The organism is Nocardia sp. NPDC058114 (genome assembly GCF_042884695.1).
Taxonomy (GTDB): domain Bacteria; phylum Actinomycetota; class Actinomycetes; order Mycobacteriales; family Mycobacteriaceae; genus Nocardia.
Genome location: NZ_JBHVTK010000001.1, coordinates 307307 through 332334, shown reverse-complemented (window position 1 = coordinate 332334; position 25028 = coordinate 307307). Strand labels below are relative to the sequence as shown.

Here is a 25028-nt window from a genome sequence, read left to right as displayed (position 1 = left end):
GGTGGTCCGAGAGGGGCTAGCGGACGGAATCCGTTCCGCCGGCGAACAAGTCGGGGCCCTGGTCGGCCATCTCGGTGAGCGCTTGGGCCCAGCCGTCGAGGCGGTCGGCGGCTTCACGAAGATCGGCGACGATGCCGTTGAACTGGTACGCCAGCACCGAGTCCTCGGGAACCGCGAGGATGCGGGCCGCGGCGGCAACGAGCTGTTCGTACTCGACCACACCGGTCTCCAGGCGCGTGAGCACGCCGGCGACAGTGGTTTTCAGCGCCGCGACGGTGTCGGGATTGGCGCGGCCGACGGTGTCGGCGGCCTGTTCCATGGCGACGACGTCGGTGGCGAGCGCGTGCAGGGCGGCCGCGCCGGAGCGGGCCGTCTCGAGCAGGTCGCGCAGTTCGTCTTCGGGGAGGCGGCGGGTGCGCGCGATCTGGGCACCGAGGTCGTAGAGCGCCCGTTCGGCACGGATCAGGCGCTGGATAGGGGCGCGCGCGGCCGATCGCAGGCCGGGCGACTTGCGGGCGACGAAAGCCGCCTGGGGTAAGGGCTTGTTGCGCAACTCCAGGTAGCGGCGGGCGCTGAGAGCGGTACCGGTGACGAAGGCTATGGCGCCACCACCGATCACCACGACCGCCCAGGCGGGCGCCGAGATCACGGCAAGACCGACCGCGCCGACCGTGGTGATACCGGAGGCGGTGCCGAGCTGAAAACTGCGCCTGCGGACCCGTCGCCGACGGCGCAGCTCCCGTTCACGCGGGTCGGCCCAACGCCGCACCGCGACCAGTGCCTGCTCACCGACCCCCCGCAGCGTCGCGGGCATCGAGCCCGCCACCGCGACCTGCGCGATCGCCGCCGGATCCACGATCTCGGCACGCGCGCGCCGCCTGTTGCCGTTCATCCCCTCATCCTTCCGCTGCTCGAGCACCCGCTGCTGCCGCAGGTACCGACGCCGGCCTTCCCAACCCCGTACGACCCGACCTCGAGGAGGGTCCGCCGCGAAGCGGCGGTTCGCGGCCGTCCCGTCGATCAGGTGCCGTTGCGTAGGCGACGAAGGAGCAAGCAACGGTGCCTGATCGACGGGACACAAGGGGCCGCGAACTCGAGCGCGCCAGCGCTCCGAATATTACAGCGCTTGGCCCTTGTCGATGTTCGGTGCCGGTGCGGCCTTGGGCTGCGCCGGGTTGATCGCCGCGTTGTTGTTGCCGGTGGGCAACGCATCACCGCGCATGGAGGCGCGGATCTGCTCGAGCTTGCTGTGCCCGGCCATCTGGACGCTGGCCTGCTGCACCTCCATCATGCGACCCTGCACCGTGTTCTGCGCCAGCTCGGCCGAGCCGAGCGCGTTGGCGTAGCGGCGCTCGATCTTGTCGCGCACGGCGTCCAGGCTGGGCGTGGAGCCCGGCGCGGACAGGGTGGAATCCATCTGCTGCAGCGAGGCCGAGACCTGCTCCTGCATCTTGGCCTGCTCGAGCTGGCTGAGCAGCTTGGTGCGCTCGGCGACCTTCTGCTGCAACATCATCGCGTTCTGCTCGACCGCCTTCTTGGCCTGTGCGGCGGCCTGCAGGGACTGATCGTGCAGCACCTTGAGGTCTTCCACCGACTGCTCGGCGGTGACCAGCTGGGCGGCGAACGCCTCGGCGGCGTTGGTGTACTGGATCGCCTTCTCGGTGTCGCCCGCCGCCTGTGCCTGATCGGCCAGGGTGACGGCCTGACGGGCGTTGGCGTTGAGCTTCTCGACCTCGTCGAGCTGGCGGTTCAGCTTCATCTCCAGCTGACGCTGGTTACCGATCACCGACGCCGCCTGCTGCGACAGCGCCTGATGCTGACGCTGCGCCTCCTCGATAGCCTGCTGAATCTGGACCTTCGGATCCGCATGCTCTTCGATCTTGGAGTCGAAGAGGGCCATCATGTACTTCCAGGCCTTCACGAACGGATTAGCCATCGATTGATCCCGCCTCCATCTGTGCGTCGCTCGTGCGACTGGTGGTACGCGACCGTCACGCACCAGATACGTGCTTATCCTTCACCATGCGGCACCCGGACCGGCAGTGGCCGGACCGATCGACGCCTGATGAGAATCTATCCGTTCTCACCAGCGGTGTGCAGCGTCTCGCGCGCCGGGCGCAGGGTTCGCCGCGTCACATTCCCTTCACCAGTACCAGCATCTCGGCCCTCGGGGCCGGGATGACGATGCGGGTGTCTTCGGCGATGCCGATGCGCGCGCCCTGCTCGGCCGCCGCGCTCGCGGAGGCGGAAGCCTCGCCCGCGGCGGGTTCGGGCAGGGTGGCGGGCTCGGCTTCGGCGGGCTCGCGCTCGGCGGCGGGGCCGGTCAGCGCGGGTTCGCGCGGCGCGGAGCCGTCGGCGCCCGCCATCAGGGTGCTCACGTCCCAGAGCACGCGCGAGAGCGGCACGTCGAGTGCCTCGCAGATGCTGGCGAGCAGTTCACTGGAGGCTTCCTTGCGGCCGCGCTCCACTTCCGACAGATAGCCGAGGCTCACGCGCGCCGAGGTCGACACCTCGCGCAGCGTTCGATGCTGGGCGAGACGCGCACGCCGCAGACTGTCCCCGATTGCCTCCCGCAGCAGCGTCATCTCGTTCTCCTCCACCTCGTGTCACCGCCGTAGCGGTGCTCACCTCTTTCTGGCACAACGTCGAGCATGGACCGGTGGTTCCCGAACCGGGCTACTTCACACTGACACAGCGCAGCAACTCCCGCACCGCACTGTGCACCGCACCGAGTCTGATCGTCCACCGGTCACCGTGCAGTTTCAACCGGACCACTTCGCTGTGATGTGGACCGGCCAACCCGAGGTATACCGTGCCGACGGGATGCCCGTCCTGGGAATCGGGTCCGGCGACCCCGGTCAATCCCAGACCCCAGTCCGCGCCACACTGCTCCCGCGCCCCCACAGCGAGCTGTTCGGCGGTCGAGGCGGCGACCGGTCCGTCGGTACGGAGCAGCTCGTCGTCGACGCGGGCCAGACTGTTCTTGAGGTCGGTGGCGTAGACGATCAAGCCGCCCCGCAGCACCGCGCTCGCACCGGGAACTCCCGCCACCGTGGCCGCGAGCAGGCCCGCGGTGAGCGATTCGGCCGTGGCGACGGTCTGACCCGCCGCGTTCAGGGCCTCGACCAGTTCGGCGACCGGCGCACCGTCGATGAGCGGATCGCTCACGAGCGCGACCGTCCACCCGCCAGCCACACCCTGGCCGCCTGCCCCACATAGTCCAGGCCGGTGACCACCGTCAGCGCCACGGCCAGGTACATCAGCCACATGCCCGCGGTGGCGAAGATCCCCGACAGCGGCAGCACCAGCAGCGCGATCGCCACCGACTGCACCAGCGTTTTGAGCTTGCCGCCGCGTCCGGCCGGGATCACCCCGCGCCGCACCACCACCAGCCGCAGCAGCGTGATGCCGATTTCACGGCCGCAGATGACCAGGGTGATCCACCACGGCAAGTCCCCGAGTACCGAGAGCCCGATCAGCGCGGCTCCGATCAGCGCCTTGTCCGCGATGGGGTCGGCGAGCTTGCCGAAATCGGTGACCAAACCGTATTTGCGGGCCAGTTGCCCGTCGAAGCGGTCGGTGATCGCGGCCAGGCCGAAGACCGCCGCGGCGATGACCCGCCAGCGGGTGTCGTGCCCGCCCTCGGCGAACAGCGCCAGCACGAACAGCGGCACCAGCACGATGCGCGCGATGGTCAGCACGTTGGCGATATTGAGCAGCGGAACCTGCGTCTCCGCCACCCCGTGCATCGGCGCCACCGCACTCGACCCACGATCGATCTCTTCGGGTCGCACGCTCATGCCCTGTCCTCGTGGCATGACCGGGCGCCTCGCGTGGCCACGCGAGCTACCGCCTCCAGACGCTGACCGTTCATGCGCTGCCCTCTCGGCACTCACCGGCACTGCGCCGAAATCCAACGGTTTCGCGAGCTGTTTGCTCGCACGATCGGTGCCGCGCGATCCGGTCGTCGAGCCCGGCGCGATGCGAGGAGCGGAACGACAGGATGTGCGGCACATGTTCAGACTATCGGTAACCCGGCCGACTACTGTGCACCCATGACCTCACGGGGACCCTTGAGCGGTTCGACCAGCGACGCGCATACTGCCGCGCCCACTGTGGCGCCTGTTTCCGGCGTGGTCGTCCGACGAGCGCGAACCTCCGATGTCCCCGAGATCAAGCGTCTGGTCGACGAGTACGCCGGGCGCATCCTGCTGGAGAAGAACCTGGTCACACTGTACGAATCGGTGCAGGAGTTCTGGGTCGCCGAGCTCGACGGGCGCGTCGTGGGCTGCGGCGCGTTGCATGTGCTGTGGGCCGATCTGGGCGAAGTACGCACTGTCGCAGTGGATCCCGTCGTCAAGGGCCGCGGCGTCGGCGGGGCGGTGGTCGAGCACCTGGTCACCGTCGCCCGCGAACTGCAGTTGCAGCGTGTGTTCGTGCTCACTTTCGAGGTGGACTTCTTCGGCAGGCACGGGTTCGTCGAGATCGACGGCACGCCCGTCACCGCCGAGGTGTACGCGGAGATGTGCCGCTCCTACGACACCGGTGTCGCCGAATTCCTCGACCTCAGCTTCGTCAAGCCGAACACCCTCGGCAATACCCGCATGCTGCTGACCCTGTAGAGAATCCCTCGCGAGAAAGTGATCGACTGTGCCGATCTTCGCTGTCCACTACACCTACTCCGATGCGACGGCGGCCGACCGCGCGACCAACCGACCCGAGCATCGCGGCTGGCTGAACGCGCTCGTCGACGCGGGCACGGTGCTCAGTAGCGGGCCCTACCCCGACGGTTCGGGCGCGCTGCTGCTGTTCCGCGCCGAGGACGCGCCCTCGCTGACCGAACTGCTGGGCAACGACCCATTCGCGAAGCTGGACCTGATCGACGCCGTCCGCGTGGTCGAGTGGTTGCCGGTGATGGGCGCCTTCGCCGAGTAGCGCAGCCCCGGAGACAGAGCTGCCCGGAACCCTCGGGGTTCCGGGCAGCGTCGTCCGCGGTGGTGTCAGGCTTTGTTGGTGTTACGGGTGCGCAGCAGGCTCGCCACCGTCGCGATGACCAGAATGCCGATGATCACGCTCAGCGAGAACGCCGTGGAGATCTCCGGGACGCTCACGTGCTCACCGCCGTTGATGAACGACAGCGTGTTCTCGTGCAGCGCGTGCAGCACCAGCTTCACACCGATGAACGCCAGGATCGCGGCCAGGCCGTAGGACAGATACACCAGGCGGTCGAGCAGGCCGCCGATGAGGAAGTACAGCTGGCGCAAGCCCATCAACGCGAAGGCGTTGGCGGTGAACACCAGGTACGGCTCCTCGGTGAGACCGTAGATCGCCGGAATCGAGTCCAGCGCGAACAGCAGGTCGGCGAAACCGATCGCCAGCAGCGCGAGCAGCAGCGGCGTCACCACGCGTTTGCCGTTGATCCGGGTGACGAGCTTGTCGCCGTCGTACTCGTCGGTGGTGGGCAGGACCCGTTTGGCCAGCGAGACGATGTAGCTGTCGCGCTTCTTCTCGTGTTCGACCTCGTGCCCGCTCTCGCGCAGCAGGTTGATCGCGGTGTAGATCAGGAACGCGCCGAACAGGTAGAACACCCAGCTGTACGCGCTGATCGCGGCCGCGCCGACCGCGATGAACACACCGCGCATCGCCAGCGCCAGCACGATGCCGATCAGCAGCACCTTCTGCTGGTAGATCCGCGGCACGGCGAAGGTGCTCATGATGATGAGGAAGATGAACAGGTTGTCGACCGAGAGCGCTTTCTCGGTGACGAAGCCCGCGTAGTACTCCCCCGAGAACGTGCCGCCCCATTTCCAGGCGACGAACAGGCCGAACAGCAGCGCCAAGCTGATGTAGACAGCCGACCAGATGCCCGATTCCTTGAAGGTGGGCTCGTGCGGGGTGCGCACGTGGGCGAAGAAGTCGAAGACGAACAGGCCGAGGATCACCAGTCCGGTGATCACCCACTCGAGCGTGGTCACCTGCATGTGGTGGTCCGATCGATGAAGTTCATGTCGCCCATCATGCCCGAATTGTCCGTTTCAGTCGGCTTTGCGGAACGATTGCCCGTCATGATTTCACACACATCGGCGGCCGACGCACCCGCCGCGCACACGGAAAAGCGCTTTCGCCCGGTTCGCGAGCGCTGCTACCGTCACCACATACCCCGACCACAGCCCCGAGAGGAGCGAGCCGTGTACGAATCCACCGCGCAGAACCAGCGCCCCACCGCGATGCACCGGCCCAGCCCCGGTGCCGTGAAGTCGGGTACCCGCCTCGCGCGCGCCCGCTTCATCGCCTGACAGGCGATTTTCGCCCTACCCCGGGCCAGTCCCGACCATGAGCCGTGCCAGGTCCCTCCTCGTTCGTCGCCGCCTGCTTCCGGCACGGTCAGAGCAAACCGGGAACGGCGTCACTCGTCCTCGGACGCACCGGGATCGCCGCCACGGATCGACCACAGCAACCCGTCCAACTCGTCGGGCTTGATGAGCACGTCACGCGCCTTGGAACCCTCACTGGGCCCGACCACGCCACGCGTCTCCATCAGGTCCATCAACCGGCCCGCCTTGGCGAAGCCGACGCGCAGCTTGCGCTGCAGCATCGAGGTCGAACCGAACTGTGAGGTGACCACCAGCTCCACCGCTTGCAGCAGCACGTCCATGTCGTCGCCGATATCGGGGTCGACGTCCTTGACCTCGCCGGCCTTGGCCGCGGTGACACCCTCCTGATATTCGGGTTCGGCCTGGGTCTTGCTGAACTCGACGACGGCCTGGATCTCCTCGTCGGAGATGAACGCGCCCTGCAACCGGGTCGGCTTGCCCTGACCCATCGGCAGGAACAGACCGTCGCCCATGCCGATCAATTTCTCCGCGCCCGGCTGGTCCAGGATGACGCGCGAGTCGGTGAGCGAGGAGGTGGCGAACGCCAGCCGCGAGGGCACATTGGTCTTGATCAGACCGGTCACCACGTCCACCGAGGGCCGCTGGGTGGCCAGCACCAGGTGGATACCGGCGGCACGCGCCTTCTGGGTGATCCGCACGATCGCGTCCTCGACATCGCGCGGTGCGGTCATCATCAGGTCGGCCAGCTCGTCGACGATGGCCAGGATGTACGGGTAGGGCCGGTAGACGCGTTCGCTGCCCAGCGGCGCGGTGATCTTGCCCGAGCGCACGTTCTTGTTGAAGTCGTCGATGTGGCGCACCTTGTTGGCCTGCATGTCCTGGTAGCGCTGCTCCATCTCCTCGACCAGCCAGGCCAGCGCGGCGGCGGCCTTCTTCGGCTGGGTGATGATGGGCGTGATCAGGTGTGGAATGCCCTCGTACGGCGTGAGCTCCACCATCTTCGGGTCGATCAGGATCATCCTGACCTCCTCGGGGGTGGCCCGGTGCAGCAGCGAGATCAGCATCGAGTTCACGAAACTCGACTTACCCGAACCGGTGGAACCGGCCACCAGCAGGTGCGGCATCTTGGCCAGGTTCGCCGAGACGAACTCGCCCTCGATGTTCTTGCCGAGACCGATCACCAGCGGATGGTGGTCGTTGCGGGTGTGCGGCGACTTCAGGACGTCGGCCAGGCGCACCAATTCGCGGTCGGCATTGGGCACTTCGATGCCCACGGCCGACTTACCGGGGATGGGCGCGAGCAGGCGCACGTTCTCGGTGGCGACGGCGTAGGCGAGGTTGCGGGCCAGCGCGGTGATCTTCTCGACCTTGACGCCGGGACCGAGCTCCACCTCGTAGCGAGTGACAGTGGGGCCACGCACGAACCCGGTGACGGCGGCGTCGATCTTGAACTGCACCAGGACTTCGGTGATCGCCTCGATCATCGATTCGTTGGCCGCGGAACGCTTCTTGGGCGGGTCGCCGTCGAGCAGCAGTGTCAGCGGGGGCAGCGTGTAGTCGCCGTCGACGACCCGATCGGTGACGAACTCCGGTTCCGGTGGCGGCGGCGGGGTCTGGTCGACCGGCTTGACCACCGGCCGCTTGCGCGCCGGTTTCGGTGCGGGCGCGGGCGGTTCCTCGATCGGCTTGGCATCGCGCAGCGGCGGTTCGCCCAGTGATTCGGTGACCGCGTCGGAGCCGCCGAACTCGTCGGGCGGGTAGTTGTCGTCGGGGTTGCGGCCACGGCGACGGGTTCGGTTGCGGTGCACCGGGAATCCGTCGGCATCGTAGTTGGCCGGGTCGTAGGGGTCGCCGTCGTCGGCGTATTCGCCGAGGCCGAAGTATTCGCTCAGCTTGGCAGGCACCTCGCGCACCGTGGTACCGGTGAGCAGCAAGACGCCGAACATCATGGCCAGCAACAGGATCGGCAGCGCGAGCCATGGTGTGAGTCCCTGGCCGAGCGGTCCGCCGATCGCATAGCCGAGCGCGCCGGCCGCGGTGGCGCGGCCGTCCGCGCCGGTGGGGGAACCAGCTGCCAGGTGCCAGACCCCCAGGGCGGGAAGCACGACGAGTAGCCCACCGAGGACCAGCCGTGGCCGGATCTCCGGATGTGGTTCGGTGCGCATCAGCACCACCGCGAGCGCGACCAGCAGAATCGGCGCCAGCGCGGCCGCGGAACCGGCGATCGCCCGGACGATGTCCTCGAGGAAACGGCCGACCGGTCCACCCGCCGACAGCCACATCGCGGCGGCGATGATCGCACTCAACGCGATGAGCGCCAGGCCGATGCCGTCGCGCCGGTGCCCGTGGTCCAGGTCGCCTGCCCGGCTCAACGTGCGGGTGGTGGCGCCGACGCCGCGCGCCAGCATGGTCCAACCGCTCCCGATCCCGCGGCTGATCACCGCCAGCGGTGCGGTGTTGGAGACGCGTTTGACCGGCCTGCGTACGGGCGTGGTGCGCCCACGCGGAGCCGCCGTCGCTCGCGGGGTCGCCGAACGAGACCGCGCCGCCGGCGTCTGCCCCCTGGTCGATCCCGCCCGCGCACGAGAGGTCGTGGTGCTGCGGGACTTACCTGCCATGACCATCAGGCTAGCCGCTCGAACACCTCCGAGACCATCCGCAACACTGGTCCCACCGTGCTCGCCGCGGTGATCCAGGGTGGATGCGCAGGTCGCAGCGCCCCGGTCAGCGCGGGGAAATCTCGCCGGGAACCGCGTTTCGCGGGCCCGAACTTACGGAATCCTTGTCGATCGCCACTGATTCGGGCGTGAGCGGGCTCGCGCGTCTAGCGCGGGCGCCGTAACCCTCGGTACGTTGACTGCGCTCTATCGGGTCGTCGACCCGTGCAGATGAAGGGGACGCTACAAGTGAAGAGAATGCTCACCAGCGTGGCCGTGCTGGGTGCCACCGCAGCCGCAGTGTTCGCGGGGCACATCGCACCGGCCCAGGCGCAGTCGGGCAACTACGGCGCCATCGCGGTGTCGGTCAAACCGGGGGTTTACGGATACGCCACGGACTACGGCAGCTACGCCGATGCCGAGGCCGGTGCCATGTCGGCCTGCCTGCGTGGCGGCGGTGGTGGCGGGTGCGACGTGAAGGTGTCCTACCGCAACGGGTGTGGAGCCATCGCGATCTCACGCGGGTGGTGGAGCTACGGCTCCGCGTCGACGATCGGCGGCGCGAAACGCGAAGCGCTGAACAACAATCCGGGCAACGCCTACATCAAGCACTGGAACTGCACCAGCGGCTACCAGCTCTAGCCCGACCGTTTCGACCATGATCATGGGAGTTGTAGTGAACAACCGTCCAGTGAAATACGCTGCCGTTCTCGTCGCGATCGTCGCGGCGCTCGGCCTCAGCGCGTGCAGTTCCGGCACCGACTCGACCAGCACGAGCGCGGGAACCACCACCAGCAAGGGCGGCGCCTTCGAAACGGGCGACGCCAAGTCGGGCAAGGAAGAGGGCGGTGAGCCCGCGGCCACCACGGTGCCCAACCTGCCCAAGCCGACCGCCGCCGAGCTGAACGCCCGGTTGAACAAGGCCCTCGCGGGCCAGCTCACCGGCGAGGAGAAGAAGACCTACATCGAGGACGCCGACCAGGATCCGATGCTCGTCGACAAGTTCGTCGAGGCGGCGAAGCAGAACAACGTCAAAGTCGCCATCACCACCGTCGGTGACCCCGCCGACGGCAAGCTCAAGGCGAACGCCGATGTCACCATCGACGGCGCCCCGGTCAAGGACGCCTTCGTCGACTTCGTCGCCGAGGACGATTCCTGGAAGGTGTCGCACGTGTTCGCGTGCAACATCGTGAAGTCGGCGCAGCTCGACTCCGCGGCCTGCCAGGCCTGAGTCACGGTCCGAATATCGGTCCGAAATATCGGGTCCGAATATCAAGAAAACCGCTGGGCGACATAGTCGCCCAGCGGTTTTCAGTTGATCTGTTGATCTGTTGATCTCTCGATCAGGCGATCAGACGGCGACGACCGTCGGCACGATCATCGGGCGGCGACGGTAGACGTCGGCGACCCAGCGGCCGACCACCCGGCGCACGCCCTGGGCGATGCGGTGGGTGTCGGTGATGCCCTCACCGGCCAGGCGCAGCAGCTCCGCCTCGACCAGTTCGTTCGCGCCGTCGAGCGCGGTCCGGTCGTCGGAGAAGCCGCGCCCGTTGAGCTCGGGCGTGCTCACCGCCTTGCCGGTGGTCGAGTCGATGACGATGGTGATCGAGATGAACCCACCCTCGCCCAGGACCAGGCGGTCCGACAGGGTCGACTCGCCGACGTCGCCGACCGAGAGGCCGTCGACGTAGACGTGTCCGACCGGCACACGGCCGACGATGGAGGCGATGCCGTCGACCAGGTCGACCACCACGCCGTCCTCGGCCAGCATGACCCGCTCCTCGGGCACACCGGTCGCCACCGCCAGTGCGGCGTTGGCGCGCAGGTGCCGCCATTCGCCGTGCACGGGCATGGCGTTGGTCGGGCGCACCGCGTTGTACAGGTACAGCAGCTCACCGGCGGAAGCGTGCCCGGAGACGTGCACCTTCGCGTTCTGCTGGGTGATCACGGTCGCGCCGAGCCTGGCCAGGCCGTTGACCACGGCGAACACCGAGTTCTCGTTGCCGGGGATCAGCGAGGACGCCAGCACGACCAGGTCGTCGGCGCGGATGTTGATCTGGCGGTGCTCGCCGCGCGCCATCCGTGACAGCGCCGAGAGCGGCTCGCCCTGGGAGCCGGTGGAGATCAGCACCAGGCGGTTGCCGGGCAGGTTCGCGGCCTGATCGAGGGTGACCACCACGTTGTCGGGCACGGTGAGGTAGCCGAGGTCCTGCGCGATCTCCATGTTGCGGACCATCGAGCGACCGACGAAGCAGACCTTGCGGTTGTACTTCTGCGCGACGTCGACGACCTGCTGGATGCGGTGCACGTGGCTGGCGAACGACGCCACGATGACGCGGTTGGTGGCCTTGCCGATGACGTTGTCGAGCACGCCACCGATCTCGCGCTCGGGGGTGACGAAACCGGGAACCTCGGCGTTGGTGGAGTCGACCAGGAACAGGTCGACACCTTCGTCGCCGAGGCGGGAGAAACCGGCCAGGTCGGTAAGGCGGCCATCGAGGGGCAGCTGGTCGAGCTTGATGTCGCCGGTGTGCAGGACCACGCCGGCACCGGTGCGGATGGCCACGGCCAGCGCGTCGGGAATCGAGTGGTTGACCGCGAAGTACTCGAGCTCGAACGGGCCGTGCACCGTGGTCTCGCCCTCGGCGACCTCGCGCAGCTTGGGCTGCAACCGGTGCTCGCGCGCCTTGGCCGCGACCAGCGCGAGGGTGAACTTGGCGCCGATCACCGGGATGTCCTGGCGCAGGCGCAGCAGGAACGGCACGGCACCGATGTGGTCCTCGTGGCCGTGGGTGAGCACGATGGCCTCGACGTCGGCCATCCGGTTTTCGATGGGCCCGAAGTCCGGCAGGATCAGGTCGACACCGGGCTGCTGGTCCTCGGGGAACAGCACACCGCAGTCGACGATCAGCAGCTTGCCGCCGTATTCGAACACGGTCATGTTGCGGCCGATTTCGCCGATGCCGCCCAGGGCGAACAGGCGCAAGCCGTTCTTCACCAGCTTCGGCGGCGGGCCCAGCTTGTCGTGGGCCGCCTTCTCGCGCGGCTCGGCGACCGGCGCGGAACCTCGACCGCGTCCACCGCCCTGCCTGCCACGGCCACCACCGCGGGACTGCTCGGCGGCGGGCTTGCTCTTGGCCTCGGCCTGCTTGCCCTTGGCTTCGGTAGCCGGCTTGGTCCTCGCGCGCCGCGGCGCGGTCTTCTTCGCGGTCACTTGCTCTTCGGCGACGCTGAGCAGGTCGGTGCCCACTTCGGCGCTACCGGCCAGGTTCGCTTCCGCGGTGACCTCGGCGATCGGTTCGGCGATCGCCGGTTCCTTCGCCGCGGCGGCTTCCTCGGGCGCGACCACCTTCTTCACCGCGGCCTGCGCGGTCTCCACCGGCGTCGGCTCCGGCGCACCGGCGGCACGCGATGCCGAACGGCGGCGGGGCTTACGGGCTACGGGTTCGGTCATGCCGACACCCCCGCGGCCTGCAGGTCCAGCGCCAGCTCCTCGAGCTGGGCCTGCGTCGGCATCAGCTGGGGCAACCGGGGCTCACCTACGTCGATGCCGAGCAATCGGAGTCCTCCCTTACACATCGCCACACCTCCCAGGCGGGTCATGGCCGCGTACAGCGGCAGTAGTGTCGCGTTGATCTCTCGCGCCCTGGCCACGTCACCGATGGTGTAGGCGTGGTGGATCTCGCGCAGTCGCTCCGGCACGAGGTGTCCGATGACGCTGATGAATCCGACCGCACCGACCGAGAGCCAGGGGAGATTCAGTCCGTCGTCACCGGAGTAGAAATCCAGATCGGTGGTCGCGATGAGATCGGCTCCGGAGACGAGATCGCCCTTGGCATCCTTCACCGCGACGATGTTGGGATGCTCGGCAAGGCGCCGGATCGTGTCGATGGCGATAGGCACCACCGACCTCGGTGGAATGTCGTAGAGCGTGATCGGCAGCGCGGTGGCGTCGGCGACCGCGGTGAAATGCGCGATCAGGCCCTCCTGTGTGGGCCGCGAGTAATACGGGGTCACCACGAGCAGACCGTGTGCGCCCGCGTTCTCCGCGGCACGCGCCAGTTCGATCGAGTGCGCGGTGTCGTAGGTACCCGCGCCCGCGACCACGGTGGCCCGGTCGCCGACGCCGTCGACGACCGCCCGCAGCAGATCATGCTTCTCGGTTTCGGTCGTGGTCGGCGATTCGCCGGTGGTACCCGAGATGATCAGCAGGTCGACCCCACGGTCGACCAGGTGTGCCGCCAGTGCGACACCGGCATCGACGTCGAGCTTGCCCGCAGCGCTGAAGGGGGTCACCATCGCGACACCTACCGTGCCGGACGCGCGCAGCTCCGTTGGCGTCGATTCACCGTTCGTCATGGTCAGAAAGGCTACCCGGTCGCCGGATGCGCCTCGACACCCTAGCGCCCGAAGCGGCTGCCGGTGGGTGTTTTTCACCTTGCGTGATGTCATATGTGACGTCACAATGATGTCATGGATCTGAATGCTCATACCGCGCGGTTGCGCGAGGAACTGATCGCCGCCGCCGCGCTCGGCGACGAGAAAACGCAGGCCACCGCCGCCGCCCTCGCCGCCGCGGTGGAGAGTTCGAGCCGCCTGGTGCTGCTGTCGGCGCTGTCGGAACTGGCCGCCGAGATCAGTACCGAACTCGGTGACCGCACCGTGCACGTCCGCCTGGAAGGCACGCAGGCGAAGGCCGACGTGCGCAAGAACACGCCGCCGGGCGCGGAAGAACCCCAGACTTTCGAGGAAATGACCGGCGACATCAGCCGGGTGACCCTGCGATTGGTCGAACAGCTCAAGTCCCGCGCGGAGGAAGCGGCCCAGCAGAACGGGCAGTCGCTCAACTCCTGGCTCTCCGGCGCCGTCAGTGGCGCGTTGAAGGATCAGATGCGCGGTTACGGCGGCAAGGGCTGGTAGAGGGCGTCCGAGATCACAGCAGTGGGGCCAGGTCGCCGCGTTCGCCGATAACGACTTCGTCGAGTTCGAGCCAGTCGGCCATTTCCCGCAGTGCCCCACGCAAAGCCTGGGCGGTCTCGGCGGTCGCGTAGCCGGGTTCGGCGAACGCGCCGGGCGCGAGCAGTCGGCCGGTGGCGCGTTCGGCGCGCAGATCCACCCGGCCGACGAGCTTGCCGTCGACGAGCAGCGGGAAGACGTAATAGCCGTGCACCCGTTTGGGTTCGGGGGTGTAGATCTCGATGCGGTAGTGGAAGTCGAAGATCCGCTGGGTACGTGGGCGGAAGAAGATCAGCGGATCGAACGGGCACAACAGCGCGGTCCCGGTGATCCGGCGCGGGGTGGCGGCCTCCGGGTGCAGGTAGGCGGGTGCGTCCCAGCCGTCGACGTCGACAGGGAGTAGTTCGCCCGCGTCGACCAGGTCGGCGATCGCCGGGGCGCTCTGGCGCCGGGCCAGGCGGTAGTAGTCGCGCAGGTCGGCCTCGGTGCCGATCCCGAGGGCCCGGCTGGACCGGCGGATCAGCTCGCGCACGGCATCGTCCTCGGCGATCTCCCGGTCGCGTACATCGGCCGGGACGACCCGTTCGGTGAGGTCGTAATGCCGGGTGAACCCGACCCGGCGGGCGGTGGACAGCTCACCGGCGGCGAAGAGCTGCTCGCAGATCATCTTCGTGTCGCTCAGGTTCCACCAGGTCCCCTTCGGCCGGGGCTTGTCCAGTTCCAGATGACGTTCGATCTCCCCGGCGCTCGCCGCGCCCACCTCGGTCACGACATCGAGAATGTCCTTGCCCAGCGTGGGATTTCGTTCGACGATCGCGCGCATCCCCGACCAGCGCCCGTGCCGGTACTCCCGCATCCGCCAGCGCATCAGCGGCCAGTCGGCGACCGGGATCAGCGCCGCCTCGTGCGCCCAGTACTCCACCAGCCCCCGTCGCGCCTTCGCACTGTCGCTCCAGGCGGCGCCGTCGAGCAGGCCGCGATCGTAGGGGCCGATCCGGCTGAACACCGGCGCGTAGTGCGCGCGGACCACAGCCGAGACCGAATCTATTTGCAGCAGACGGGTTCTGGCGACCACATCGAGCACGGCCCGACGCTTCGGGTTGGCCGGCCTTCGCTTGCCGAAGCCCTGCGCGGCCAGCGCCGTTCGACGGGCCTGCGCCGCATTCATCCGCTGCATTCGCTCAGCCTGACACAGGGGTCCGACAGGTTTTCGGCGCTCAGGTGGAGACCCGGACCTCACCCGCGGTGTCGATCTCGGTCCGCCGATCCCCGCCCGGCGCGGCGGCCAGCACGGTCGCCACCCAGCGTCTGCCGACCGGCAGCACGCGCACGGTCACCGAGCCCGCTCCCGCCATGTCGAGTTCGTCGACCGCGGCCTCGATCACGTGGTGGCGCACCCATTCCGGGACCCCGAGAAAGCCGCCGTCGTCGAGCAGGGTGACCTCGACGCCGCGCGATCGCGCCCCCCGAGCGGCGGCGCTGAGCCGATCGGTGACCAGCTGCGGCGCCCGGAGACCGTCGCGCAGTTCGGCTTCGAGCAGCCTGCACTGTTCGCGTTCGGTGTCGGTGAGCTCGAGCCCGGCGGCGATGCGGGCGAGCAGGGGCCCGGCCACCCGGTCGAGTGCTCCCAACTGACGATCACGCTCGGCAGTGGCCGCGGCCAGCGCGGCCTCGGTCGCCGCGCGTCGATTGGCCTCGCTGCGCAGTTCCCGCAGCGAACGCTGGGTGGGCCGCACGATCGACATGAACACCGTCACCGCGCCGACGGTGGCGACCGGCGTCAGCGCGCGCACCACGGTTTCGGGGTGCCAACTGGTGAACACCCCCATCGTCACCAGCACCGTCGCGGCGGCCGCCACGCCGAGCCAGGCCGACACGATCCGCCCGCGCAGCACCAGCATCGCCAGCAGATACGACGTCGGATAGGCGGTCCACAGCTGGTGGGCGAACCCCGACGAGCTCTCGAGCCACGGCACGGTGAGCGCCATCGCCGCAGGTCCGGCACAGGCCACGTAGATCGTGGCGGGCCACGGCAGCGGGTCCACCGGGAACACCAGCACCACCAGCGCGGCCACGGCCATCAGCACCAGCGCGGCGGCCGCGGCCGCCGGCGGGGCGATATCGAAATTCACCCGCAGGTACATCACGATGGTGGCTTCGAAGATCACCACGAACAGCCACGCCGTGCCGTCGCTGAGGCCGAACAGATCGCGCATCGCGAACGGCAGATCCCGATCGACCATCAGCTACCCCACACCAGTGTCACCACGGTTCCCGCGCCCGGCGCCGATTCCACGAACGCCGCGCCACCGGCGAGCGCGCGCATCCGGCCCAGGATGCTGCCCGCGATCCCCATCCGATCGGCCGACACCCGCGCCGGGTCGAACCCGGCGCCGTCATCGGACAGCACCACCCGGATGCCGCCGGTCGCGATGGTGACCGACACACCGCGCCGCACTGTCCGACCGGGGACGTCGGCATGACGCACGCTGTTGCGCACCGCCTCCGAGAGCGCGGCCCCGAGCACCTGGGCGGCCTCGATCGGCAGGCACAGATCGGCCGCGCGCCGCGAGGACACCTGCACCGGGATCTCGGATTCCACCTCGCGCACCGCCTCGCGCAGGAATTCGATCGCCGCGGCGGCGTCGAGGTGGTCGATCTCGGGCGCGGTCCGCGACAGCTCGAGCTGTTCGAGGGTGCGCGCGGCCTGGTTGCGCAGCACCGGCGAGGACTGCTGCGCCCGCGAGGCCTCCAGCAGCGTCGACAGCACCGCGTCGTGGATGAGCGCCGCGAAACGCGCGCCCTCACGTTCTCTGGCCGAGGTCGCCGCGACCGCCGCCGCCCGGCTGCGCTGCCGGACCGCTTCCCGGTCGACCCGTTCGGCGGCGGCACGCGCGTACACCACGCACCACAGGAACAGCGCGGCTACGCCGAGCGCCCTGGTGATGTCGCCGAACAACGCCCCCATCGAACTGTCGGGCACCACAAGGGCATTCGACACACTGGTCGTCACCGCGAGCAGGGCTGCGAACGCGGCCGCACCACGTCGCGGCCACGCCAGACCCGCGGCCAGCACGCCGACAGCGAGCCCTCGATAAGGCCACGAGGCGAACGAACCGACGTGCACCACCGGATACACCAGCGGCGTCGCCACGGTGGCCGCGAGGTAACACACGGCGGCCGCGGCCGCGGTGCGCCGGATCGCCGCGGCGGTGCCGCGCGCCGACACGATCGCCAGCACACCGAACATCAGATACGCCGACACCAGATGCAGTTCCGGCCACACCGAATGATTGATCGGCTGCACCAGCACCGCGGGCAGTTCCAGCACCATCACGATCGTGGCGCCGGTCCCGATCACCAGCCCGAGCCTGCGCAGGATCTGTTCGGTCGCCGCGCGCGAGAAGTCGACGTCGCCGACCGGTGCGGGCGCCGTCGCGACCGCGAGATCGGTCACGTGCGCTGCTGCCTTTCCGGCACGGGCAGCCATCCGTCCTCGACGGCCCGTTTGTACAGATCGGTCTTGGTGGGCGCGGGTCGGCCCGCGTCGGCGTACTTCTGCCGGATACGGCCCAGGTAGTCGTTGACGGTCTGTTCCGACAGACCGGTCAGCCGGGCCACCCGCGAGGCCTTCTCCCCCGAGGCGTACAGCATCAGCACTTCCTCCTGACGCGGGCTGAGCCCGACGTCGGAGAGCTTCGGATCACCGTCGATGGCGGCGGCCCAGTCGGTGGTCACCACCTGCTCCCCCGACGCGGCCCGGCGCACCGCCTCGACCACGGTCGCCACGCTCTCGGACTTGCGCAGCACCCCGAGCACGCCCGCTTTGGCGGCGGAGCGGACCAGGAAGGCGTTGTCGGCGCCGGTGAACACCAGCACCTCGATGTCGCGTTCGCGCAGCGCGGTGACATTGTCCTCGGGCGTCGAGCCGTCGGGCAGGCGCAGATCGAGGACGACGAGGTCGAGATCGGTGGTCTCGGCGAGCAGCCCGGCGACGGACTCCGCCACCGCCACCAGTTCCAGGTCGGGTTCGGGGCCGAGCATGGCCGCCAGTCCGATCGCCACGGACTCGTGGTCCTCCACCAGACCGACCCGCCGCACCGTGCGCGTCTGCGCCAACTCGCTCACCCGACCACTCCCCATCCTCGAACACCCACCGCGGCCAGCCCGCAACACGTCGGTCGAGTTCTACCGCATCCCGAGCCCGCGTGTCAGCCCACCAAAATTCGGGGCGGACCCGCTGTCCCGATCAGCTATTCCATCAGACCAGCGGCGATGGTCGCGCCGAGTTCCCAGCATTTCTCCAGATCGGCCTTGCTCGGCGGTCCCGAGACCACGACCGCCTCGGCGGCGCGCTGCCAGCCCAGCCCGGTGGTGATCCGCTCCACGCTGCTCTCAGCACCTTCGGTGCCTTCGTTGCCGTGCAGGTAGAGGCCGTAGGGGCGCCCACCGGTCGAGTCGAGGCAGGGGTAGTAGATGGTGTCGAAGGCGTGTTTGAGCGCGCCGCTCATGTAGCCGAGATTGGCCGGGGTGCCGAGCAGGTAGCCGTCGGCGTCGAGCACATCGACGGCGGTCACGGCCAGCGCGGCCCGGCGCACCACCTCGACCCCCTCGATCTCGGGGTCGCTCGCCCCGGCGAGGACCGCTTCGAACATCGCCTGGGTGTGCGGCGACGGGGTGTGATGGATGATCAGCAACCGGGCCATGGGCTCGCTACTCTCCTGGGTCGCGTTCCAGTTTTTCCAGTGCCACCGCGCGGCGCATGGTGTCGCGGGCGCGGCCCCGGTCGCCGGCGTAGTCGTAGGCGCGGGCCAGCCGGTAGGAGGACCGCCAGTTGTCCGGGTCGGCTTCCCATTCGGTCTTGATCTGTGTGAACAGGGCGTCGGCCGCGTCGCGTTCGATCCGGCCGGAGGGTCGGCGCGGCAGTTGCGAGGTGTCGACCTCCAGTCCTTCCTCGTGGATACGCCGGGCCAGCCGTTGATGCGCGAACGCCGCGCTCAAGGTCGCCCACAGGATCCAGAGACCGACGACGGGCAGCAGCAGCATGCCGATGCCGATCGCGATACCCGCGAACCCGCCGTCGGCGATGTAGGCGATGGCGAGCCCGCCGAGCCGGACGAAGTAGAACAGCAGCGCGACGACCAGGAACACCACGACCGCAACGGTTTTCAGGACCTGCCGATCGGGTCGCTGCGCGTCGGAGTCGCTCACAGATCCAGGAACGGGTCGAGCCCGACGGTCAGACCCGGCCGTCCGGCGATCTCGCGCACCCCGAGCAGCACGCCCGGGGCGAACGAGGACCGGTCGATGGAGTCGTGGCGAATGGTCAGGGTCTCGCCCTGGGTGCCGAACAGCACCTCCTGGTGGGCCACGAGCCCGGCCAGCCGCACCGAATGCACTCGCACACCGTCGACATCGGCGCCGCGGGCACCCTCGAGTTCGGTGGTGGTGGCGTCGGGGCTGATCCCGACCCCGGCTTCGGCGCGGGCCGCGGCGATCACCGCGGCGGTGCGGTAGGCGGTGCCCGAGGGGGCGTCGGCCTTGTTCGGGTGGTGCAACTCGATGACCTCGACCGAGTCGAAGAACCGCGCCGCCTGCTCGGCGAATCGCATCGACAGCACGGCGCCGATGGCGAAGTTCGGCGCGATCAGCACGCCCACCTCGGGCCGCTGCGCCAGCTGCCCGCGTACCTCGGCGAGGCGGGCCTCGTCGAAGCCGGTGGTGCCGACGACGGCGTGGATGCCGTTCTCGATCAGGAACTTCAGGTTGCCCATCACCACATCGGGGTGGGTGAAATCGACGACCACCTGGGTGCCCGCCTCGGTGAACGTCTCGAGCGCGTCACCCTTGTCGACCTGCGCCACCAGCTCCAGATCGGGCGCCGCCTCCACCGCCGCGCAGATCGCCTGCCCGACCTTGCCGCGTGCTCCGAGCACTCCGACCCGAATGGTCACCGCATCTCCTCGTCCTCGACTCAGCTTGCTCGTCGAAGCCTATCGAGCAGCCCGTGGGGCCGCGGCGCCGACCTCACACCATCGGGCCGGCCGAGCCGTCAGTCGAAGACGATCACCTGTCGTAGCGCCGCGCCCGCCGCGAGATCGTCCATCGCCTGGTTCACCTGGTCGAGTCCGATGCGGGCCGAGACGAGCCGTTCCAGCGGCAGCTTGCCCTCGCGCCACCGCCGCACGTATTCGGGGATGTCACGGTCGGGAACAGCGGAGCCGAGGTAGCTGCCGATGATGGTGCGGCCCTGCGCCACCAGCGCCAGTGGCGAGATGGTGGCCGTGGCGGTCGGGGCGGGCAGGCCGACCGTCACGGTGACGCCACCGGGTGCTGTTGCGGTGACGGCGGTTTCGAACGCGCGCACGTTGCCCGCCGCTTCGATCACCACGTCGGCCTGCACGCCCTGCTCGGCGACCTCGCCCGGCGTGCAGGCCGCGGTCGCACCGAATTCGCGGGCGAGCGCCAGCTTTTCGGGAACCGTGTCGACGGCGATCACCTCACCGAGCCCGAGCGACACCGCGACGAGCACCGCCGCCATTCCGACACCACCGAGCCCGACCACCATGATCCGGTCGCCCGCACCGGGTTTCGCGGCGTTGAGCAGTGCGCCGCCGCCGGTGAGCACCGCGCAGCCGAGCACCGCCGCCACCTCGGGCGGCACGTCGTGGTCGACCGGGACGACCGAGCGCCGGTCCACCACCGCGTGCGTGGCGAAGCCGGAGACGCCGAGATGGTGCTGCACCACCTCGCCGTCGCGGGTGAGCCGTCGGCCGCCGCCGAGCAGTTCGCCCGCGTTGTTGGCCACACTGCCCGGCCCGCACGGCGTGCGTCCGTTGCTCGCACAGCCCGCGCAGTCGCCGCAGCGCGGCAGGAACGTCATCACGACCCGCTGTCCAGGGGCCACATCGGTGACACCGGCGCCCACCGATTCGACGATGCCCGCGGCTTCGTGGCCGAGCAGCATGGGCACCGGGCGCACCCGATTGCCGTCCACCACAGACAGATCCGAATGGCACAGGCCGGCCGCTTCGATGCGCACCAGCAGTTCGCCCTGCCCCGGTTCGGCCAATTCCAGGTCACACACGGTGATGGGCTGCGAATCGGCGAACGGCGCCGGGTCGGCGATCCGTTCCAGAACGGCTCCACGAATCTTCATGGTCGCGACGCTACCGCGAGTGCCCTTTACAGGTTCCGGGATCTGTCGCTAACCTCGATCTCGGTGATGGTGCTCCTGTCGGCCGCCTCGTACCGTGCCCAGGGTCGGCGCCATCACGAACAAGGAGAAATCCCCTGTCAGTGCAGTTCAATCACACCATTGTCGGATGCCGCGATAATCGGGAGACCGCCGAGTTCTGGGCGGACATCCTCGGGTTGGACGTAGGAAAAGAGTGGGGGCCGTTCATTCCGATCGCCCTCGATCACGGTGCGGCCTTCGATTTCGCCGAGGTCCCGCCCTTCGTTTCCGAGATCCAGCCACAGCACTACGCGTTCCTGGTCAGCGAGGCCGAGTTCGACGCGGCCTACGCCAAGATCCAGCGCTACAAGCTGGACCATTGGGCCGACCCCCAGCAACACGGGGTCAACGAGATCAATCACAACGATGGTGGTCGCGGTGTCTATTTCCTCGATCCCAACGGCCACTTCCTGGAACTGATCACCGTTCCGTACGGCGGTTGGCCCGAGTAGTCGTTCAGGCCGGTCCCTGCTGGGACCGGCCTGTTTGCGATTACCCGAGTTTCGCGGCCGCGCGGGTCCCGCGCAGACCCAGCAGCGCGGCGCCGACACACGCCACCGAGACGCCCACGATGAACCAGGGGAATACCGTCGTGAGTCCCCAGGTCGTCGCGGCCCAGCCCGCCGCCAGGGTCGGCAAGGCCATCGCCGAATAGGCCAGCAGGTAGAAGGCCGACATGGTCTCGCCACGGCGATGCGGCGGAACGACCTCGGACAGGTGCCGCAGCGACCCACCGAAACCGAGACCGAAGGTGCCGCCGAGCACCAGACCGGCGAGGACCACTACCGCGGGCTCTTTCGTGGCCAGCGCCGGAATAGTGGCGAGTAGTGCGGCCGCCATGCCGAGGTCACCGATCATCGCGGCGCGACGGGCCGGCACCCGGGTGGCCAGCAACTGCGCCAACGCGCCCGCCAGCGCGGTGCTCGCGACGACGACACCACCGAACACCAGATTGTGCACGCCGGTTTCGGCCGCGGCCAGCGACGGATACAGCGACAGCAGGACACCCAGCACCGACCAGGCGGCCATCACGCCGATCGCCGAGAACCAGAAGTCGGACCTGATCTCGTGCGGGACGGACGGTTTCGCGATGGTGATGCGTGCCTTCACCCGGGTGGTGTGCGGTTCACGAAGGGCGAGAATGCCGGCCCCCGCGGCCACACAGATGACGGTGATCACCACATACGGCGTGCGCAACGGCGACGGCGCGTACTGCGCGAGCACCGCGGTGCCGAGCACCGCGATCGCGATGCCGACGTTGAACGCGACGCCGCTGAGCTGCCCGGAGCGAGCACCACGCTCGGGCCGCAGATCCAGCAGCGCCGCCGCGCCCGCGACGACGGTGGCGCCGACGGCCGCCCCGTGTAATGCCCTGGCCAGCAACAACATCGGCACCGAATCGGCGAGCAGGAAGACGCCCAGCCCGAGGATCATGGTGGCGAAGGCGCCGATCATCACCGGCTTGCGGCCGACCACATCGGAGATCCGGCCGGAGACCAGCACCGCGCCGAGCGCCGCGAAGGCATAGACGGCGAAGACCAGGGTCGTGGTCAGCGGGGACAGATGCCACTCGGTCTCGTAGATCCCGTAGAGCGGAGCGGGCGCCCCGGAAACCCCGAGCGCCACCGCGCTCGCGGCCAGGACGAGCCCGTACGCCCAGCGCTGCCCGGCCTCGACCGGCGCCATCGTTGTCGCTGCCACAGCAGCCCCCATCAGCAGAGTTTGATAACCATCGAACGATGATCAGGCTACGCCGAGTATGATGACTATCAAACCCCCGAGTGAGGTAACTCATGACACAGGCTAAAGATCTCACCCCGGCGCCGACCATACCCGTCGCCGCGCTCCCCACCGTCCTCGGCGCCCTTCACGACCCCGTCCGCCTGGAGATGGTCCGTCGCCTGAGCAATGCCGCCGCCCCCGTCCGCTGCGCGGCGCTCTACGACGCGATCAACAAATCCACCGCGACCCACCACTTCAAGATCCTGCGCGAAGCGGGCCTGATCGAACGGCTCACCATCGACGGCCAGACCTTCCAGGAACTGCGCACCGATGCCGTAGAGCACGCGCTGCCCGGCCTGCTCCCCTCGATCGTCGACGCCGCCAACCGCGTGGATGCGGATGCCACACACCGCGACGAGCAGTCCTTGCGCTGATCGCCCGACTGGCCCTACCGGCCCTGCGTGTTTCCAGCGTTCCGCGGCTGTCGCCACCGCGCCGCCCGGCAGTGACGGCGTACCGGCCAGAGCCCGGCTCGGACAGATGGCCACAGGCGACCGGGGCTTCCACCCGGGGTGGCGCGACACCGCTCACCACCGATCATCGGCACCGCCGTTCACGCGCGCACCCGGATGACCCCGGTGCCGAATTGCTCAGCGCTCGACGAGCTTTCGGACCGAGGCGGGCAGATCGCGGGTGCGCTGATACGGGCCCGACACCGCCGCACCGTAGGGGCGGGCGAGCAAGGTGCGGGCGATCTCGCTGACCTCGTCGGTGGTGACGGCGTCGATGCGAGCCAGGGTCGCCGAGACGCTGCGATGGTTGCCGTAGCTGAGTTCGCTGCGGCCGATGCGGTTCATCCGGGAGGCCGAGTCCTCGAGGCCCAAGACCAGCCCGCCGCGCAAAGAGCCCTTGGCCCTGGCGCATTCGGCATCGGTGACGCCGTTGGCGGCGACCTCGTCGAGCACGCCACGTGCCAATGTCGCGACCTGGCCGAGGTTTTCGGGCTGGCAGCCGAGCGAGACCGAGAACGCGCCGGTGTCGGCGAAGGTGTCGACGCTCGAGTACACCGAGTACGCCAGGCCGCGTTCTTCCCGGATGCGCTGGAACAGGCGCGAACTCAGGCCGCCGCCGACGATGGTGTTGAGGATCGACAGCGGCCAGCGCTGTTGGCCTTCGTGCCTGCCGAACGCCCGCACCCCGAAGGCGAGGTGGGTCTGTTCACTGTCGCGGTTGATTCTGATCAGGCCGGGTGCGCCCTGCGCGCGGAACTTCCCTTCGCGGCGCGGCGCGGGCTCGGCGGTGGTGTCCAGGTGTGGCCCGAACGCGCGGTGCACCAGTTCCACCACGCGTTCGTGCTCCACGTTGCCCGCCACCGCGACGACCATGCGCTCGGGCCGGTAGCGGCGCTGATGGAAGCCGCGCAGCTGGGCAGCCTGCATGTTCTCGATGGATTCGACGCTGCCGATCACCGGGCGCCCGATCGGGTGGTCGCCGAACATGGCGGTGAGGAAGGAGTCGGCGACCAGGTCTTCGGGGTCGTCGTCGCGCATCGCGATCTCTTCCAGGACCACCTGGCGCTCCACGTCGACGTCGATCGCGCGGCACAGACCGTTGAGCACCACATCGGAGACGAGGTCCACCGCGAGCGGCAGGTCCTCGTCGATGACGTGGGCGTAGTAGCAGGTCTGTTCCTTGGCGGTGAACGCGTTGAGCTCGCCGCCGACCGCGTCCATGGATTGCGCGATGTCGAGGGCGGTGCGTGTGGGCGTCGCCTTGAACAGCAGATGTTCGAGGAAGTGCGCGGCGCCGGCCACGGTGGGGCCCTCGTCGCGCGAACCGACGCCTACCCACACTCCGATGGAGGCCGAGCGCACGCCGGGCACGTGCTCGGTGACCACACGAAGGCCACCGGGCAGCACGGTGCGGCGCACTCCCCCGGTGGAGACATCGTCAGCGGATTCGGTATTCGACTCGGTCAACTTCGGTTTCGTCACCCGATCCTCGATAACAGTGTCTTCGTCGGACTCGGTCTGCGACTCGATGTGCTCGGACCTCGTCACCCGATCCCACCGGACGGCTGTGCTGGCATGGTTCCTCAAACTCTCGAACGGGACCTGGCGA

The 25028-nt window shown here is 68.8% G+C and carries 26 protein-coding genes; 7 read left to right on the top strand and 19 right to left on the bottom strand.

Going from position 1 to position 25028, the window contains the following annotated elements:
• Positions 1-16: 16 nt before the first annotated feature.
• The 5 genes from ACFVVI_RS01475 to pgsA all read right to left on the bottom strand — a co-directional run bounded on the left by ACFVVI_RS01475 (position 17) and on the right by pgsA (position 3800).
• The gene (locus ACFVVI_RS01475; protein WP_387442373.1) at positions 17-892 is read right to left on the bottom strand and encodes a hypothetical protein; all 876 of its coding nucleotides are present in this window, start codon (positions 890-892) and stop codon (positions 17-19) included.
• A 225-nt stretch (positions 893-1117) separates the two neighbouring features.
• Positions 1118-1936 carry a phage shock protein PspA gene (pspA, locus tag ACFVVI_RS01470; RefSeq protein ID WP_101466599.1) on the bottom strand — a complete coding sequence of 273 codons (819 nt, stop codon included), beginning with the start codon at positions 1934-1936 and terminating at the stop codon, positions 1118-1120.
• 196 nt (positions 1937-2132) lie between these two features.
• Complete coding sequence (locus ACFVVI_RS01465) at positions 2133-2585, bottom strand: helix-turn-helix domain-containing protein (RefSeq protein WP_378626573.1); 453 nt, start codon at positions 2583-2585, stop codon at positions 2133-2135.
• 91 nt (positions 2586-2676) lie between these two features.
• Positions 2677-3168 (bottom strand): CinA family protein, encoded by a 492-nt coding sequence (locus ACFVVI_RS01460; protein ID WP_378992388.1) that lies wholly within the window; start codon positions 3166-3168, stop codon positions 2677-2679.
• The gene (gene pgsA / locus ACFVVI_RS01455; RefSeq protein ID WP_387442370.1) at positions 3165-3800 is read right to left on the bottom strand and encodes a CDP-diacylglycerol--glycerol-3-phosphate 3-phosphatidyltransferase; all 636 of its coding nucleotides are present in this window, start codon (positions 3798-3800) and stop codon (positions 3165-3167) included. The genes ACFVVI_RS01460 and pgsA overlap by 4 nt, the downstream gene beginning before the upstream one ends.
• A 255-nt stretch (positions 3801-4055) precedes the next feature.
• On the opposite strand from pgsA, the gene ACFVVI_RS01450 reads away from it, so the two are divergent.
• Together ACFVVI_RS01450 and ACFVVI_RS01445 are read left to right on the top strand one after the other, a co-directional pair.
• Positions 4056-4622, top strand: coding sequence for an amino-acid N-acetyltransferase (locus tag ACFVVI_RS01450; RefSeq protein ID WP_378992384.1), 567 nt, complete (start codon positions 4056-4058; stop codon positions 4620-4622).
• Between the two features lie 28 nt (positions 4623-4650).
• Positions 4651-4935 (top strand): YciI family protein, encoded by a 285-nt coding sequence (locus ACFVVI_RS01445; protein WP_378992382.1) that lies wholly within the window; start codon positions 4651-4653, stop codon positions 4933-4935.
• A 65-nt stretch (positions 4936-5000) separates the two neighbouring features.
• On the opposite strand, the gene ACFVVI_RS01440 is transcribed toward ACFVVI_RS01445, so the two are convergent.
• Both ACFVVI_RS01440 and ACFVVI_RS01435 read right to left on the bottom strand, forming a co-directional pair.
• Positions 5001-5981: a TerC family protein gene (locus tag ACFVVI_RS01440; protein ID WP_378992379.1), complete on the bottom strand. Its 981-nt coding sequence runs from the start codon at positions 5979-5981 to the stop codon at positions 5001-5003.
• 425 nt (positions 5982-6406) lie between these two features.
• Positions 6407-8953, bottom strand: coding sequence for a DNA translocase FtsK (locus ACFVVI_RS01435; RefSeq protein ID WP_387442366.1), 2547 nt, complete (start codon positions 8951-8953; stop codon positions 6407-6409).
• Positions 8954-9250: 297 nt separating this feature from the next.
• Between ACFVVI_RS01435 and ACFVVI_RS01430 the strand changes: the two genes are divergently transcribed.
• Positions 9251-9634, top strand: coding sequence for a DUF4189 domain-containing protein (locus tag ACFVVI_RS01430; RefSeq protein WP_387444415.1), 384 nt, complete (start codon positions 9251-9253; stop codon positions 9632-9634).
• Between the two features lie 34 nt (positions 9635-9668).
• A complete protein-coding gene (locus tag ACFVVI_RS01425) occupies positions 9669-10223 on the top strand; it encodes a hypothetical protein (RefSeq protein WP_387442363.1) in 555 nt (184 codons plus the stop codon).
• Between the two features lie 120 nt (positions 10224-10343).
• Here ACFVVI_RS01425 and ACFVVI_RS01420 read toward each other — a convergent pair whose 3' ends face one another.
• The gene (locus ACFVVI_RS01420) at positions 10344-12446 is read right to left on the bottom strand and encodes a ribonuclease J (RefSeq protein ID WP_387442361.1); all 2103 of its coding nucleotides are present in this window, start codon (positions 12444-12446) and stop codon (positions 10344-10346) included.
• Positions 12443-13351 carry a 4-hydroxy-tetrahydrodipicolinate synthase gene (gene dapA / locus ACFVVI_RS01415; protein WP_378992374.1) on the bottom strand — a complete coding sequence of 303 codons (909 nt, stop codon included), beginning with the start codon at positions 13349-13351 and terminating at the stop codon, positions 12443-12445. The genes ACFVVI_RS01420 and dapA overlap by 4 nt, the downstream gene beginning before the upstream one ends.
• Before the next feature lie 114 nt (positions 13352-13465).
• On the opposite strand from dapA, the gene ACFVVI_RS01410 reads away from it, so the two are divergent.
• Entirely contained in the window at positions 13466-13912 is a 447-nt protein-coding gene (locus ACFVVI_RS01410) for a hypothetical protein (RefSeq protein ID WP_378992372.1), read from the top strand.
• 13 nt (positions 13913-13925) lie between these two features.
• On the opposite strand, the gene ACFVVI_RS01405 is transcribed toward ACFVVI_RS01410, so the two are convergent.
• From ACFVVI_RS01405 to ACFVVI_RS01370, 8 genes are all read right to left on the bottom strand, one after another.
• Positions 13926-15125: a winged helix-turn-helix domain-containing protein gene (locus tag ACFVVI_RS01405; protein WP_387442358.1), complete on the bottom strand. Its 1200-nt coding sequence runs from the start codon at positions 15123-15125 to the stop codon at positions 13926-13928.
• Between the two features lie 40 nt (positions 15126-15165).
• On the bottom strand, positions 15166-16191 hold the full coding sequence (locus tag ACFVVI_RS01400; RefSeq protein WP_387442356.1) for a hypothetical protein: 1026 nt from the start codon (positions 16189-16191) through the stop codon (positions 15166-15168).
• Entirely contained in the window at positions 16191-17405 is a 1215-nt protein-coding gene (locus ACFVVI_RS01395) for a sensor histidine kinase (protein WP_387442353.1), read from the bottom strand. The genes ACFVVI_RS01400 and ACFVVI_RS01395 overlap by 1 nt, the downstream gene beginning before the upstream one ends.
• Positions 17402-18091: a response regulator gene (locus ACFVVI_RS01390; RefSeq protein WP_378626553.1), complete on the bottom strand. Its 690-nt coding sequence runs from the start codon at positions 18089-18091 to the stop codon at positions 17402-17404. The genes ACFVVI_RS01395 and ACFVVI_RS01390 overlap by 4 nt, the downstream gene beginning before the upstream one ends.
• A gap of 110 nt (positions 18092-18201) precedes the next feature.
• Positions 18202-18654, bottom strand: coding sequence for a flavodoxin family protein (locus ACFVVI_RS01385; RefSeq protein WP_378655351.1), 453 nt, complete (start codon positions 18652-18654; stop codon positions 18202-18204).
• A 7-nt stretch (positions 18655-18661) separates the two neighbouring features.
• Positions 18662-19159: a hypothetical protein gene (locus ACFVVI_RS01380; RefSeq protein ID WP_378992365.1), complete on the bottom strand. Its 498-nt coding sequence runs from the start codon at positions 19157-19159 to the stop codon at positions 18662-18664.
• Positions 19156-19902 (bottom strand): 4-hydroxy-tetrahydrodipicolinate reductase, encoded by a 747-nt coding sequence (dapB, locus tag ACFVVI_RS01375; RefSeq protein WP_378761874.1) that lies wholly within the window; start codon positions 19900-19902, stop codon positions 19156-19158. The genes ACFVVI_RS01380 and dapB overlap by 4 nt, the downstream gene beginning before the upstream one ends.
• A gap of 98 nt (positions 19903-20000) precedes the next feature.
• Entirely contained in the window at positions 20001-21107 is a 1107-nt protein-coding gene (locus ACFVVI_RS01370) for a zinc-binding dehydrogenase (protein ID WP_387442349.1), read from the bottom strand.
• Positions 21108-21241: 134 nt separating this feature from the next.
• On the opposite strand from ACFVVI_RS01370, the gene ACFVVI_RS01365 reads away from it, so the two are divergent.
• Positions 21242-21637 (top strand): VOC family protein, encoded by a 396-nt coding sequence (locus ACFVVI_RS01365; protein WP_379313054.1) that lies wholly within the window; start codon positions 21242-21244, stop codon positions 21635-21637.
• 40 nt (positions 21638-21677) lie between these two features.
• On the opposite strand, the gene ACFVVI_RS01360 is transcribed toward ACFVVI_RS01365, so the two are convergent.
• Positions 21678-22871: an MFS transporter gene (locus ACFVVI_RS01360; RefSeq protein ID WP_378992407.1), complete on the bottom strand. Its 1194-nt coding sequence runs from the start codon at positions 22869-22871 to the stop codon at positions 21678-21680.
• 107 nt (positions 22872-22978) lie between these two features.
• Between ACFVVI_RS01360 and ACFVVI_RS01355 the strand changes: the two genes are divergently transcribed.
• A complete protein-coding gene (locus ACFVVI_RS01355; protein WP_378992362.1) occupies positions 22979-23341 on the top strand; it encodes an ArsR/SmtB family transcription factor in 363 nt (120 codons plus the stop codon).
• A gap of 216 nt (positions 23342-23557) precedes the next feature.
• Here ACFVVI_RS01355 and ACFVVI_RS01350 read toward each other — a convergent pair whose 3' ends face one another.
• On the bottom strand, positions 23558-24886 hold the full coding sequence (locus tag ACFVVI_RS01350; protein WP_378992406.1) for a M16 family metallopeptidase: 1329 nt from the start codon (positions 24884-24886) through the stop codon (positions 23558-23560).
• Between the last annotated feature and the right edge of the window lie 142 nt (positions 24887-25028).